This window comes from Bacillus sp. FSL H8-0492 (genome assembly GCF_038006145.1).
In the GTDB taxonomy this organism is placed as follows: Bacteria; Bacillota; Bacilli; order Bacillales; family Bacillaceae_G; genus Bacillus_A; species Bacillus_A mycoides.
In genome coordinates, this window is sequence record NZ_JBBOUP010000001.1 from 1,687,854 (window position 1) to 1,701,613 (window position 13,760).

Below are 13,760 nucleotides of genomic sequence, written 5' to 3' on the forward strand. Positions count from 1 at the left end.
CAAAAGCCGTTAAGGGTAACTTAACGGCTTTTTGTTTGTAATAATTGATGAATAGCTTCTTCGGCTAATAGGGCGAAATACTCTGCGCTAATAGGCAATGCTTTTTCATCTACTGTAAAAGCTGGATGATGCCATTCATGTGTACCACTTGTTCCCATAAAGACGAATGAACCTGGTATTTCTTGTTGGTAAAAAGAAAAGTCTTCTCCTGCCATTGATGGTGTAGGAGAGGTAACGTTTAGATTCATTTTCTCTGCAATATGAATAGAAAAATCAGTGAGTACTTTATCGTTTTGAACAGCAGGAGGACCTGGATAAAATCGGAATTCTGTTTTTACACCTAATGCATCAGAAACGCCATTAATGATACGTTTCATTAATGCCGGAATCTTTTCACGTGTTTCAGCTTGGAATGTACGGACAGTTCCTTCTAATATTGCTTTTTCGGGAATAACGTTCCACGTATTCCCTGAATGAATGTTTGTTACACTTACGACAGCGTTATGAGAAGAACTAATATTTCGGCTTACAATCGTTTGAAGTGCCATAACGATTTGAGATGATGCAACGATAGGATCGACGCCGGCATCAGGCACAGCTGCATGTGTACCAACACCATGGATTTCAATTTCAAATCGATCAACTCCGGCCATTAGTGGCCCATCTTTAATACCGATTGTACCTACTGGTAAATCAGGTTTATTATGCATACCGAAAATAGCTTGCACGCCACGTAAATGCCCAGCTTCAATAACTTTGCAAGCACCATTACTACTTTCTTCGGCTGGCTGGAATATAAGGCGGACAATTCCATTAAGAGAAGCTTCTTTTTCTTTTAATAAGTAAGCCGCACCCAATACAGCAGCTGTATGAAAATCATGCCCACAAGCATGCATTTTACCTTGTATTTTTGAAGTGTATGGAAGGTCAGTTTCTTCCTGGATAGGAAGGGCATCGATATCAGCACGAAGCGCTACAACCGGTCCGTTTTTATTACCAGAAATTTCAGCGATAACTCCTGTTTCTAAATTGGAATCAATAATAGTGATATTGGCCTCGTCTAACCAATTTTTTATCGCTTTTGTCGTTTCAAATTCTTCGTATGATAGTTCTGGATTTTCATGTAAATGCCGACGAATGGAAATAAGTTTTTCTGTTAATTGATCAGGAATAGATGTCACTTATTATGCCCTCTTTCTTAAGTGAAGTATTTGTATTAATTATACAATAATAAAAGAGAGGATTCTCAAATGAAAATCCTCTCTCGTTTTATGCTGCAACTTTTTTATGAGTATGCTGTTTTCGATAACGCCCACGCATTGCGTATGCAATTTGCGGGATTGCGATACCGATTAAAATAAGTGATACACCGAACCATTGTGAAGATAGTACAGCTTCTTTTAAAACGAATACAGACATAATAGTTGTAACTGGTAGTTCTGCTGCACCAAGAATAGTTGCTAATCCAGAACCGATTTTTGGAATGCCAATTGTAAAGGCAATGGACGGAATAACGATACTAAATATTCCTAATCCTAAGCCGTATTTCCAAAGGCCTTGAGAGATCGCCCCGTTAAAAATAAATGTTGGCGGGAATACGATCATGACTAAAGTTAAAGCGCCAGCCATTAAAAGGACACCACGTGGTAAAGAAGGTACTTCAACGGCAACTTTCCCGCTTACGAAAATGTATGTTGCAAATGTAATAGCAGATAATAAGCCTAAAATGATTCCAGTCGTATCGAAATCACCAGCTGATGTTTCTAATAACCCACTTGATAAAAATGTACCTGCAAGTAAGAAGATTACTGAAATAACTTTTTCTCTTGAAGGTAATGTTTTTGTTGCGACTGCTTCAATGATAATTCCAACCCAAACGAACTGGAATAAAAGTATAATTGCAATAGAAGCTGGTACAGTTTTTAAAGAAGCGTAATAAAAAATTCCAGTAAAACTTGCAGACGTTCCTGCGACGAATAAAATTAACATTTGTTTTAGTGGAACACGATGTCTAGAAAATAGAAGTGTAATAGCAAGTAAAATAATCCAACCGAACAAATACTGGCTACCAATTACCTCTCCAAGTGAAAACCCTTCTGCATATGCAAGTTTAACAAAAATAGCTAAAACCCCATAACTACACGCTCCTAATAAAACTAAAAGAGAATAACGAAGCATGAAAAATTCCTCCCATCTATATGAAATTGTTCCGTAACGGACATATATAACTAGAGGGAAGTATACAAAATTAAAAATGAAGGGTCAAATGAAAGAAAAGTGCAAAATTTTATAGAATAATAATAAAAGTATGATATTTATGCATAATCTTGAAATTAATAATAATTAAAGTATTGTAAAATCAGCTTTATGTTGTATAAAGACAGCATTTGAAAAAAATTTTTAAGGCCAATAGGTGTGAAGTCAATTATAATGTGCTAATCATTTGAGAAACTGTGGAACCTTTGTTATGTTAGTAACAATTAGAAAGAGTTTCATAATTCAATTGAGATTTTTCTATATAATAGAAGGGAATGAAAACGTTTTATTAGAAAATGTGTGAAAGGGTAGTTTTTCTTATTGTCATGTTGGAAAAGTGAATTCATGAAATGTCCATAGTATTTTCAATTGTTTTTGCTACAATATTGAAGAGGAGAGGAGTGGAATAATGCAAGATATTAGTATTTTTTTAGCGTTTGGAGCTGGGTTCTTATCATTTATATCCCCATGTTGCTTACCGCTTTATCCGGCATTTTTATCATACATAACAGGTATGTCGGTTTCTGAATTGAAAGAAGAAAATGCAATGCTTCGCAAAAGAAGTATGATACATACAGCGTTTTTCTTACTTGGTTTTTCAATTATTTTTATTGCAATTGGATTTGGTACAAGTTTTATTGGAGGCATCTTTACAAATTATAAAGATTTAATTAGACAGTTAGGCGGTATATTTATCATCGTGTTTGGTCTTATTATTGTCGGTGTGTTTAAACCGAAGTTTTTAATGCAAGACCGTAAATTTACGTTTAAAAATCGTCCGAGTGGTTATTTTGGTTCAGTTTTAATTGGATTGGCTTTTGCTGCTGGATGGACACCTTGTACTGGACCTATATTAGTGTCTGTAATTGGATTAGCTGCAACAAATCCAGAATCGGCAATGATTTATATGATTGCTTACATACTTGGATTTGCTATCCCGTTTTTCGTACTTTCATTCTTTATTACGAAAATGTCTTGGATTAAAAGAAATAGTATGAAATTCATGAAGATTGGAGGATACGTTATGATTGTCATGGGTATCTTCCTATATTTTAACTGGATGACGAAAATTATCGTATATTTCTCAAGTTTATTTGGTGGTTTTACCGGTTTTTAGTATTATTCTGTGAAAATGTTGGAAATACTAACGGAAAAGCATATAATAAAATTATATTTTGCATATAGCCACAAAAAAGGATGAGAAAATATGAACATAGTTCTGTTATCAAGTATCGTTGCTGTTTGTATGGCTGTCGGTGCGATGTTTATTCGTTTAAAAGCAGCTAAGAAACCTGCAACATTGAAAAAAATTATACTTCCCCCATTTTTTATGAGCACGGGAGCGTTGATGTTTGTTTTTCCTGAATTTCGATTAACTCCAGCAGAAATGTTAGAAGCAATTGGCGTCGGTTTGTTTTTCTCTATTTTTCTTATTAAAACATCTAAATTTGAAATTAGAGGACAAGAGATTTATTTGAAGCGTTCAAAAGCATTTGTTTTTATACTAATTGGATTACTTGTCGTGCGGATTGTATTTAAAACATACTTAAGCCAATCTCTTGATTTAGGACAACTTAGTGGCATGTTCTTCTTACTTGCGTTTGCAATGATCGTTTCATGGAGAATTGCAATGTACCGTTCCTTTACGAAATTACAGAAGGAAATGGAAAAAGAAGACGGTTTTTATAACGAAAAAGATATGAAGTTAACGTGAAAATTGTACATGTATAAAATAAAAAATACAGCGTCTTTGACGCTGTATTTTTTATTGGTATTGTTAGCACCTTCTGTCCCAACCACGACGTATAAAACGTAACTTGTCGAAAATAGGGAAATAAAAAATGAAGATTATTTTGCAAGTAAAGATTTGTAATTTGAATAATCAATCTTTTTTTCTTGAAGTTTCTTAATTAAAAATTTATGGTCGCGCTTCGGTGTGGCAACGATATATCCTTGTATAATTAAATCTTGTGTAATTTTTGAAGCGTTTTCCTTTATTGCAAGTTCACCAATTTTACCGGCAATCTTTGACGTGGCAACATCACGAAATAGTTCAGGAACGGGACTTACTAGTTCTTCTAATAATTGTTTTTGTTCATCATCCCATAAATGTCTCGTTTTATTAATATAGTGCTCTTCCCAATCTAAAATGGACATACCGTCTTCTTTCGGTAATCGTTTTAAAAATTTTCTGAACATAAAGTATCCACCGATAGACATAAGTCCTAATAAAATAACAGTCCATAATACAATAAACCAACTGAACCATCCTTCGAGCAAGTGTATCCCCCCTTAATGATTGCGGTTTTCTTTTATTCATATTATAAACAGTGAGATTCATAGAAAGCAAGAACGCTTGGTCAGTTTGACCAAGCGTTATAGTTTAAACGAAGTATAGTTGTTCAACACATAAATTATTATTATCGTCTTCAACGTACTCAATAATAAGTGTGCCAACTTTACGATCTTTATCTTCAGTTGTGAAAATAGAGTAAGAAGTAAAACGCGCTGTTGATAGGCCGCTTATATGTGTAGGTAAAGAAATGTAGTCGTTATCGCGGAAGAATTCCATTAGTTCAATATCTTCAAATTCTTTTCGGTCAACTTGTTTGTTTGTATAGCGGCGTTGAAGTTGTTTTAAAGATGCATTCCAAGAAATTGCTTTTGTGTCGTATACCATTGTTCTATCTCCTTACTGTATGTAATTATTAAGAACATACGTTCTAATCTAGTATACTCTTTTTATAAGAAAAGGGAAAGCAAAAAATAATGTAAGCTTGGATTTCCAAGCTTACATTATTGATGCGTCCGTCATAATCTCTATTTTTTATTATAAGTTACATAAGAATAAGAAACAAGATGCTATATATTATGTTGATAGTTTTCAAAATTCTGTATATTATCAATGTATTATAAGAAAAGGGAATGAGAGGGATGGTATACGTAATTTCACTTCAAGGACCGATGGCAAGTGGAAAAACAACATTGGCCAAAAGCTTAGAGCGATGTGGGCTTTCAGTTATATATGAAAATCCTTATCCAATTGTAGAAAAGCGAAAAAAATTAAATTTGGATATGTGTACAAAAGAGGGGTTTAGTACAAATCAAAAAATGTTTATTGAAGCAAAAATAAAAGAGTTTCAAAATGTGAAAAGTTCAGTCGTGATTTTTGATCGTGGGCCAGAAGATATTGAATTTTATACACTCTTTTATCCGAAAGTGATAGGGAAAGAGTGGGGTATAGAAACAGAATTAAAAGATGAATTGTATAAATTAAGAGAATGTCGTTCAGATGCAATTTTTTATTTAGATGTTTCGAAAGAGAATTTGTATGATAGAAAAAATAATGATAGGGCAAGAAATCGAAGTACATTTGAGGAACAATTTAGATTAGTAGAAGTTGAAAAAGAATGGTATAAACAATTTCCCGTAACTTATGTGGACACTAATATATTATCAGTGGACGAATTAGAGGCATATTTTATAGGGTGGCTAAGGGAGAAAAGGCTATGAAAAAAATATTATTACAGCACAAGGACATGCATTTGTACCATTTGGAATAGCGATTGCCTCTTATTTTGGGGTAGCGAATGAACATAATATAAATTTTTATAGTGGCAAGGGCAATATGATGATGGAGAAGCTCTTACCAGAAAACGTGTAAAAGCTAGCAAATGCTAGCTTTTTTTACATTGATAAATCACTAACGTTTTCGGATCGCTCCATATACCGTCATGAATTGTTAATTCATTTTCTATTTCTTCTTTTAGCCATTCCTTCATTTCGGTGTGAAGGGACATATTATCAGGTATGTTCAGCGACGGAAACATGCTAGAAATATAGTTAACGATTGGAGTGGAATGATGAAAAACAAGTGCATTATGAATAATTGTTTCTTCAACAATTGGAAAAACAGATTGTAATAGATCTTTACCATTTTCTAAACAAAATGGAGCGACTGCTGGTGATGTTTTCGGTAAATCAAATGCGACTAACATTTTGTTGCACATTTCAACTATACGAGGCAATGAAACTTTAGAATTTGTTGTAGCTAAAAGGGCGCCGCCGGGACGAATTACTTTATGGAATCCTTGAATTGTTTTCTCGACATCTTTCATATGGTATAACATATGTCTTGCGATTACCCAGTCATAACAATTAGCTTCGAAAGGAAGTTTACTAGCGTCACCGAGTTTCCATTCAATCGTATTATTCGTTATAGCGGCTTCAGAAATCATGGTTTTCGATTGATCAAAGCCGGTTAACTGGCCTTTATGACCATTGTTTTGCAAAAGGGAAAGGAATTTTCCATTAGCGCACCCGACCTCTAATATTTTTTCTTCCCCTTGGAGTTGTAAATGTTCAATGACGACTTCATCTACATGCACTCGTTTCTCTTCGAAATATGTATGCGTATCGATACGTGTTTGTAAATAGTTACTAACGTTGTATTGGCGTTTTACATCATTCATTTTTTCACATTCCACCTTTATGCAAAATTGCTGGATCGCATGTGTTAATACGTCTGTTTTATTTAGACTTTCGTAATGGAGTGCCGATTCAAACCTTACAAGTAATTTTTCTTCAATTCGAAAATGAATATCCTTTCGCTTCGCCACTGAAATCTCGCCCCTTTGCATCTGTTATGTACAGAGATAATAAAGTTGTTTAATTTATAATAAAGTCGTTTAAAACATAATAAAGTTGTTTAAAAAACGCCAGTCATGTTATTCAACAATCGGGCCATTTTGTTGAGTATGAAAATGTAAATTTAAGAGGGGGTAAGAAAAAAGAAATGATGATTATAATTTTTCTTTTAACAGGTTGGATATTAAGTTGGTTTAAGTTTGATAAGTTGTTTATTCAGGCATTTAAAGAGCTGTTTAACAAAGAAATCACAATTGCAAGTTATTATTTTATGTTTTTTTGTATTGGTGCACTTGGCGACTTGATTTTATTTTTCAATGGAGATTATATAATTCGTTTAGTCAGCTAAAGGGCGCTATTTTTGAAGAAACTTTAGATTTTTAAACGACTTTATGGTTATATTTTTGAGTACAGTGAAGTATCATATATAGCAAATTAAACAACTATATTTTAACCCCGTCTTAAATTTAGAACGGGGTTATGCTTGTTTTAGGTTTTAAAATTAAATAACTTTATTGTCTTTTTACATGTTAGTGAAACTATAGCACGTCTGAAAAAAATCTGTAAATAAATTGTGTACACAAGTACAAGTATGAGAGGGATAAAAAATTGCTTGAATAATATTTTAAACTATTGACGATTTAACCGTTTTCATATATTCTTAAATTAAGTAATATTCAAATAATTCAAAAGAAATGAGAGAGTCACATGCTTCTTCAAGGAACACATCGAATTGGTCGTATGGCCATGCTGTTGGCACTTGCGGATGAGAATGAAAGTCCCGTATTATCTATTCCGAAAGGTTGGAAATATTGTACTGGGAAAGTTGGTTCTATGAATTCGCAAAAAGTAGTAGCAGCAATGGAAACAGCGGCTAAGAGCAACCGAGTTATTGAAACAGATGTTTACAGAGAAACACATGCACTTTATCATGCAATTATGGAAGCTTTGTACGGAGTGACGAGAGGTCAAATTCAGTTAGCAGACGTTCTTCGTACAGTAGGACTTCGCTTTGCGATTGTGCGCGGTACACCATACGACGGAAAAAAAGAAGGCGAATGGGTTGCTGTTGCGCTTTATGGAACGATTGGTGCACCTGTAAAAGGATCTGAGCATGAGGCGATTGGTTTAGGAATTAATCACATATGATTTGCCCATAGTCTATTAGTTAGAAGGGGGCCTTATTTTTTAGGACAGGAGTCTGTCTTAAAAAGATAAGGTCCCCTTTTGCCTTTATAAGGAGGAAAAAGAATGATTACGTTAACAGGACACACATTGACAGTTGAAGAAATGAAGAGGTTGTTACTTGAAGGTGAAGGTGTAACAGCTTGTCCAAATAGTATGCAACAGGTAGCAGAGTGCCGCGAAGTAGTTGAGAAAATCGTAGAGGACGGAAAAGTCGTTTACGGTATTACAACTGGATTTGGAAAGTTTAGTGATGTGCTTATTCAAAAAGATGATGTAAAAGCACTTCAGCACAACTTAATTCAGTCACATGCGTGCGGAATAGGCGATCCATTCCCTGAAGAAGTATCACGCGGTATGTTGATTTTACGAGCTAATACGATGTTAAAAGGAGTATCGGGTGTTAGACCACTTGTTGTAAACATGCTTCTTGAGTTTGTAAATCGTAAAATTCATCCAGTCGTTCCACAACAAGGATCACTTGGTGCGAGTGGCGATTTAGCACCTTTATCTCATCTTGCTCTCGTTTTATTAGGTGAAGGTGAAGTGTTCTACAAAGGAAAACGAGTTCATGCGATGGTTGCTCTTACAGAAGAAGGACTTGAACCTATTGAACTTGAAGCAAAAGAAGGTCTTGCGTTAATCAATGGTACGCAGGCAATGACAGCGCAAGGGGTTCTTTCTTATATAGAAGCTGAAGCAAGTGCTTATCAATCAGAATTAATTGCATCGATGACAATGGAAGGATTACGCGGCATTATTGATGCATTCGATGAAAATGTTCATAAAGCGCGTGGTTATAAAGAGCAAGTCGAAGTGGCAAGCAGAATTCGTGATATTCTTCATGATAGTAAACTTGTGACAAAACAAGGAGAACTTCGTGTACAAGATGCATATTCACTTCGTTGTATCCCGCAAGTTCACGGTGCTTCTTGGCAAGTTTTAAATTATGTGAAAGAAAAATTAGAAATTGAAATGAATGCAGCAACAGATAATCCACTTATTTTTGATGGCGGTGAAAAAGTAATCTCTGGTGGTAATTTCCACGGACAACCAATTGCATTTGCAATGGACTTCTTAAAAGTAGGGATGGCGGAGCTTGCAAATATTTCAGAGCGCCGTATTGAACGCCTAGTAAACCCGCAATTAAATGACTTACCACCATTTTTAAGTCCAGAACCAGGACTTCAATCAGGTGCCATGATTATGCAATATGCAGCGGCTTCACTCGTTTCAGAAAATAAAACGTTAGCTCATCCAGCGAGTGTAGACTCAATTCCGTCTTCAGCTAACCAAGAAGATCACGTAAGTATGGGAACAATCGCTTCACGTCATGCGCATCAAATTATTCAAAATGCAAGACGCGTTCTTGCAATTGAGATGATCTGTGCGATGCAAGCAGCAGAATATCGCGGAATTGAAAACATGAGTACAGTTACAAAAACGTTCTATCATCAAGGTCGTCAGCAAGTGCCATCTATTACAAATGACCGTATATTCTCAACGGATATTGAAAATATCGCGCATTGGTTAAAAACGAATTATTCAATAAAGGAAAGATTGGATGTAAATGCAGCACTATAAAACGAGAAAAGGGAGAGATTGAAATGGAAAAAGTACAACAAACAATTCGTGCGGCAAGAGGTACTGAGTTACAAACGAAAGGATGGGTTCAAGAAGCTGCACTTCGAATGTTAATGAACAATTTAGACCCTGAAGTAGCTGAAAAACCAGAAGAATTAGTTGTATACGGCGGAATTGGCCGTGCAGCTCGTAACTGGGAAAGCTACCATGCAATTGTTGATTCATTAAAAACGTTAGAAAACGATGAAACGTTACTTGTTCAATCAGGAAAACCAGTTGCAATTTTTAAATCACATGAAGATGCGCCTCGCGTTCTTTTAGCGAACTCAAACTTAGTACCGAAGTGGGCGAACTGGGATCACTTCCGTGAATTAGAGAAAAAAGGTCTTATGATGTACGGACAAATGACAGCGGGTAGCTGGATTTACATTGGGACACAAGGGATTTTACAAGGAACATATGAAACATTTGGTGAAGCGGCACGTCAACATTTCGATGGTTCATTAAAAGGTACTGTAACGATTACTGCTGGTTTAGGTGGCATGGGTGGCGCACAACCGCTTGCTGTAACGATGAACGGCGGTGTTGTAATTGCTATTGATGTAGATAAGCGTAGTATCGATCGTCGTATTGAAAAGAGATATTGTGATAAGTATACAGAATCATTAGAAGAAGCATTGGCTATTGCAAACGAATATAAAGAGAAGAAAGAGCCTATTTCAATTGGATTATTAGGTAATGCAGCAGAAATTTTACCTGAGTTAGTAAACCGTAATATTATCCCTGACTTAGTTACGGATCAAACTTCTGCCCATGATCCATTAAACGGTTATATTCCAGTAGGTTACACAGTAGAAGAAGCAGCGAAGCTTCGTGAAGAAGATCCAGAACGTTACGTACAATTATCAAAAGAAAGTATGAAAAAACATGTAGAAGCAATGCTTGCAATGCAAGAAAAAGGCGCGATTACATTTGATTACGGAAATAACATTCGCCAAGTTGCTTTCGATGAAGGATTAAAAAATGCTTTCGATTTCCCGGGATTCGTTCCAGCATTTATCCGTCCATTATTCTGTGAAGGAAAAGGACCATTCCGCTGGGTAGCACTTTCTGGTAATCCAGAAGATATTTATAAAACAGACGAAGTTATTTTACGCGAGTTCGCGGATAATGAGCATTTATGTAATTGGATTCGTATGGCACGTCAGCAAGTTGAGTTCCAAGGTCTTCCATCACGTATTTGTTGGCTTGGTTATGGCGAGCGTGCGAAATTTGGCCGCATTATTAATGAAATGGTGGCTAATGGTGAATTATCAGCACCGATCGTTATCGGCCGTGACCATTTAGATTGTGGATCAGTAGCATCTCCAAACCGTGAAACAGAATCTATGAAAGACGGTAGTGATGCAGTAGCAGACTGGCCAATTTTAAATGCATTAATTAACAGTGTAAACGGTGCAAGCTGGGTGTCTGTTCATCACGGTGGTGGCGTTGGTATGGGTTATTCACTTCACGCTGGAATGGTTATCGTTGCAGATGGAACAGAAGCAGCGGCAAAACGTATTGAACGCGTATTAACTTCTGACCCTGGTATGGGTGTTGTTCGTCACGTTGATGCTGGCTATGACTTAGCGGTTCAAACTGCGAAAGAAAAAGGCGTTAACATCCCAATGATGAAATAAGGAGGCAGAAACATGCTGGACACTTTACTAATAAATATCGGTCAATTACTAACAATGGATCAAGAAGATGGCTTGTTAAGACGGGAAGCGATGAATACGCTTCCTGTTATTGAAAATGGTGCGGTTGGAATTGAAAATGGTGTAATTACTTTTGTTGGAACAGCGGAAGAAGCTAAAGGATTACAAGCGAAAGAGGTTATTGATTGCGGCGGGAAAATGGTGTCTCCTGGTCTTGTTGATCCGCATACTCATCTTGTATTTGGTGGATCTCGTGAAAATGAAATCGCGCTAAAACTACAAGGAGTTCCGTACTTGGAAATTTTAGAACAAGGTGGAGGTATTCTTTCAACTGTAAATGCAACGAAACAAGCGTCGAAAGAAGAACTTGTTCAAAAAGCTAAATTCCATTTAGACCGTATGCTATCTTTCGGAGTTACAACTGTAGAAGCGAAGAGTGGTTACGGATTGGATGATGAGACAGAATGGAAACAATTAGAGGCAACTGCACAATTACAAAAAGAGCATCCAATTGATTTAGTTTCAACATTTTTAGGTGCTCATGCAGTTCCGAAAGAGTATAAAGGAAGATCGAAAGAATTTTTACAATGGATGCTAGATCTATTACCAGAAATGAAAGAGAAGCAATTAGCTGAGTTCGTTGATATTTTCTGTGAAACAGGTGTGTTCTCTGTAGAAGAATCAAAAGAATTTTTATTAAAAGCGAAAGAGCTTGGCTTTGATGTGAAAATTCATGCAGATGAAATCGACCCTCTTGGTGGTGCGGAAGCAGCGGCTGAAATTGGTGCAGCATCAGCGGACCATTTAGTTGGCGCTTCTGATAAAGGAATTGAAATGCTTGCGAATTCTAATACAGTAGCAACTTTATTACCAGGAACAACTTTCTATTTAAATAAAGAAAGCTTCGCACGCGGCCGCAAAATGATTGATGAAGGTGTTGCAGTTGCTTTAGCTACAGATTTTAACCCAGGTAGCTGTCCAACTGAAAACATTCAGCTTATTATGAGCATTGCGATGCTGAAACTGAAAATGACACCAGAAGAAGTTTGGAATGCGGTAACAGTGAACTCATCTTATGCCATTAATCGAGGCGATGTAGCTGGGAAAATTAGAGTTGGTCGTAAGGCGGATTTAGTTTTATGGGATGCTTATAATTACGCTTACGTACCGTACCATTACGGCGTAAGTCATGTAAATACAGTATGGAAGAATGGGAATATCGCATATACAAGAGGTGAACAATCGTGGAGCACGGCCACTATTTAAAGAAAAATGCAAAGTTTATCGATCGGGAAGTGACGAAATGGAGCGAAATGATTAAAGATTGGGAGGAAGGCGTAGAAATATTCGGTGCTGCCTTAATTGGAGCACCCCTTTCTAAACCATCTATTAGTCATTCAGGAGCATGTTTTGCACCAAAAACAATTCGTTCAATGTTGGATGCATATAGCACGTACGCAATTACAGAAGAACACGATATGAAAGAAAGTGTTCTTCATGATTGTGGTGATATTACGATGCATGTGACAGATATAAAAGAGAGTCATAACCGAATTGCGAAAACAGTTGGTCACTTGACGAAAGTAAATCCGAAAATGATACCAATCGTTCTTGGTGGTGACCACTCGATTAGTTTTCCGAGTATAACTGGTTTTGCAAATAGTAAAGGGAAGGTCGGTATTATTCAATTTGATGCCCATCATGATTTACGTAATTTAGATGATGGTGGTCCATCAAATGGTACACCGTTCCGTAGTTTGCTAGAAAATGATGTGATTACAGGAAAACAACTCGTTCAAATTGGGATTCGTAATTTTTCAAATGCACGAGCGTACCATGAATATGCAAAAGAGCATGGCGTGACAGTGTATACAATGAAAGATGTAAGAGAGCGAAAAATAAAAGATCTTATTTCAGAAAGTATTGAAGTATTAAGAAAACAAGATGTGACTTCTATTTATATTTCTCTTGATATGGACGTACTAGACCAAGCGTTTGCGCCAGGCTGTCCAGCAATTGGCCCTGGTGGGATGGATAGTAAAACTTTACTTGATGCAATTGAATTCCTTGGTAAAGAGCCACTCGTTCAAGGGATGGATATAGTAGAAATTGATCCAACTCTTGATTTTAGGGATATGACGAGTAGAGTAGCTGCGCAAGTGATTATGAGTTTTCTTTTAGCGCGAGAAACGATTAGTAAACAGGTTAGTATATAAGCGAAGGATCGTGTGTGAAGTTTTGAAGCAACCGTTTTTGTCATTATATAAAAATACATCGCTATTTATATGTAGTGATGTGTTTTTTTGTTTTACAAGGTATATAAAATTGGAGAAAATGGGTGTGGAAATGTAACAAAATCGCGGGTTTTTTAGTGTTTCTGTACAGCTT

14 protein-coding genes and 1 pseudogene are annotated in these 13,760 nt (G+C 36.2%); 10 read left to right on the forward strand and 5 right to left on the reverse strand.

The features are described from left to right. Positions 1 to 20: 20 nt before the first annotated feature. Complete coding sequence (locus tag MHH66_RS08615; protein ID WP_063219756.1) at positions 21 to 1,181, reverse strand: M20 peptidase aminoacylase family protein; 1,161 nt, start codon at positions 1,179 to 1,181, stop codon at positions 21 to 23. A gap of 88 nt (positions 1,182 to 1,269) precedes the next feature. After that, a complete protein-coding gene (locus tag MHH66_RS08620) occupies positions 1,270 to 2,178 on the reverse strand; it encodes an EamA family transporter (RefSeq protein WP_002128551.1) in 909 nt (302 codons plus the stop codon). Between the two features lie 487 nt (positions 2,179 to 2,665). Between MHH66_RS08620 and ccdA the strand changes: the two genes are divergently transcribed. Together ccdA and MHH66_RS08630 are read left to right on the forward strand one after the other, a co-directional pair. Next, positions 2,666 to 3,373, forward strand: coding sequence for a cytochrome c-type biogenesis protein CcdA (gene ccdA / locus MHH66_RS08625; RefSeq protein ID WP_001152684.1), 708 nt, complete (start codon positions 2,666 to 2,668; stop codon positions 3,371 to 3,373). A 90-nt stretch (positions 3,374 to 3,463) separates the two neighbouring features. Further along, on the forward strand, positions 3,464 to 3,970 hold the full coding sequence (locus MHH66_RS08630) for a CcdC family protein (RefSeq protein ID WP_002014224.1): 507 nt from the start codon (positions 3,464 to 3,466) through the stop codon (positions 3,968 to 3,970). A gap of 134 nt (positions 3,971 to 4,104) precedes the next feature. Here the strand turns inward: MHH66_RS08630 and MHH66_RS08635 are convergent, their stop codons facing one another. Both MHH66_RS08635 and MHH66_RS08640 read right to left on the reverse strand, forming a co-directional pair. Further along, complete coding sequence (locus tag MHH66_RS08635) at positions 4,105 to 4,536, reverse strand: DUF2621 domain-containing protein (protein ID WP_016092107.1); 432 nt, start codon at positions 4,534 to 4,536, stop codon at positions 4,105 to 4,107. 103 nt (positions 4,537 to 4,639) lie between these two features. After that, positions 4,640 to 4,936, reverse strand: coding sequence for a hypothetical protein (locus MHH66_RS08640; RefSeq protein WP_000262392.1), 297 nt, complete (start codon positions 4,934 to 4,936; stop codon positions 4,640 to 4,642). A gap of 254 nt (positions 4,937 to 5,190) precedes the next feature. Here MHH66_RS08640 and MHH66_RS08645 point away from each other — a divergent pair, with 254 nt between their 5' ends. Together MHH66_RS08645 and MHH66_RS28570 are read left to right on the forward strand one after the other, a co-directional pair. Continuing rightward, complete coding sequence (locus MHH66_RS08645) at positions 5,191 to 5,769, forward strand: AAA family ATPase (RefSeq protein WP_063219755.1); 579 nt, start codon at positions 5,191 to 5,193, stop codon at positions 5,767 to 5,769. Between the two features lie 4 nt (positions 5,770 to 5,773). Beyond that, positions 5,774 to 5,920, forward strand: a pseudogene (locus tag MHH66_RS28570) (DJ-1/PfpI family protein); the annotation flags it as partial. Between the two features lie 13 nt (positions 5,921 to 5,933). Here the strand turns inward: MHH66_RS28570 and MHH66_RS08650 are convergent. Next, positions 5,934 to 6,875: a class I SAM-dependent methyltransferase gene (locus MHH66_RS08650; RefSeq protein WP_063219754.1), complete on the reverse strand. Its 942-nt coding sequence runs from the start codon at positions 6,873 to 6,875 to the stop codon at positions 5,934 to 5,936. 176 nt (positions 6,876 to 7,051) lie between these two features. Between MHH66_RS08650 and MHH66_RS08655 the strand changes: the two genes are divergently transcribed. The 6 genes from MHH66_RS08655 (at position 7,052) to hutG (ending at position 13,588) form a co-directional block, all read left to right on the forward strand. Further along, positions 7,052 to 7,252 (forward strand): hypothetical protein, encoded by a 201-nt coding sequence (locus tag MHH66_RS08655; RefSeq protein ID WP_078185589.1) that lies wholly within the window; start codon positions 7,052 to 7,054, stop codon positions 7,250 to 7,252. A 359-nt stretch (positions 7,253 to 7,611) separates the two neighbouring features. Beyond that, the gene (gene hutP / locus MHH66_RS08660) at positions 7,612 to 8,052 is read left to right on the forward strand and encodes a hut operon transcriptional regulator HutP (protein ID WP_000926519.1); all 441 of its coding nucleotides are present in this window, start codon (positions 7,612 to 7,614) and stop codon (positions 8,050 to 8,052) included. 102 nt (positions 8,053 to 8,154) lie between these two features. Beyond that, positions 8,155 to 9,672 (forward strand): histidine ammonia-lyase, encoded by a 1,518-nt coding sequence (gene hutH, locus MHH66_RS08665; RefSeq protein WP_063219752.1) that lies wholly within the window; start codon positions 8,155 to 8,157, stop codon positions 9,670 to 9,672. A gap of 23 nt (positions 9,673 to 9,695) precedes the next feature. Beyond that, positions 9,696 to 11,354, forward strand: a complete 1,659-nt coding sequence (gene hutU / locus MHH66_RS08670; RefSeq protein WP_063219751.1) for a urocanate hydratase — start codon at positions 9,696 to 9,698, stop codon at positions 11,352 to 11,354. 12 nt (positions 11,355 to 11,366) lie between these two features. Next, positions 11,367 to 12,638, forward strand: a complete 1,272-nt coding sequence (gene hutI / locus MHH66_RS08675) for an imidazolonepropionase (protein ID WP_000887529.1) — start codon at positions 11,367 to 11,369, stop codon at positions 12,636 to 12,638. Beyond that, positions 12,617 to 13,588: a formimidoylglutamase gene (gene hutG, locus MHH66_RS08680; RefSeq protein WP_078185588.1), complete on the forward strand. Its 972-nt coding sequence runs from the start codon at positions 12,617 to 12,619 to the stop codon at positions 13,586 to 13,588. The genes hutI and hutG overlap by 22 nt, the downstream gene beginning before the upstream one ends. The last annotated feature ends 172 nt before the right edge of the window (positions 13,589 to 13,760 follow it).

Excerpts from the sequence above, each read along its gene's own strand:
- MHH66_RS08620 (WP_002128551.1), bottom strand. The coding sequence starts at position 2,178 with ATGCTTCGTTATTCTCTTTTAGTTTTATTAGGAGCGTGTAGTTATGGG.
- ccdA (WP_001152684.1), top strand. The coding sequence starts at position 2,666 with ATGCAAGATATTAGTATTTTTTTAGCGTTTGGAGCTGGGTTCTTATCA.
- MHH66_RS08630 (WP_002014224.1), top strand. The coding sequence starts at position 3,464 with ATGAACATAGTTCTGTTATCAAGTATCGTTGCTGTTTGTATGGCTGTC.
- MHH66_RS08640 (WP_000262392.1), bottom strand. The coding sequence starts at position 4,936 with ATGGTATACGACACAAAAGCAATTTCTTGGAATGCATCTTTAAAACAA.
- MHH66_RS08645 (WP_063219755.1), top strand. The coding sequence starts at position 5,191 with ATGGTATACGTAATTTCACTTCAAGGACCGATGGCAAGTGGAAAAACA.
- MHH66_RS08655 (WP_078185589.1), top strand. The coding sequence starts at position 7,052 with ATGATGATTATAATTTTTCTTTTAACAGGTTGGATATTAAGTTGGTTT.
- hutP (WP_000926519.1), top strand. The coding sequence starts at position 7,612 with ATGCTTCTTCAAGGAACACATCGAATTGGTCGTATGGCCATGCTGTTG.
- hutH (WP_063219752.1), top strand. The coding sequence starts at position 8,155 with ATGATTACGTTAACAGGACACACATTGACAGTTGAAGAAATGAAGAGG.
- hutU (WP_063219751.1), top strand. The coding sequence starts at position 9,696 with ATGGAAAAAGTACAACAAACAATTCGTGCGGCAAGAGGTACTGAGTTA.
- hutI (WP_000887529.1), top strand. The coding sequence starts at position 11,367 with ATGCTGGACACTTTACTAATAAATATCGGTCAATTACTAACAATGGAT.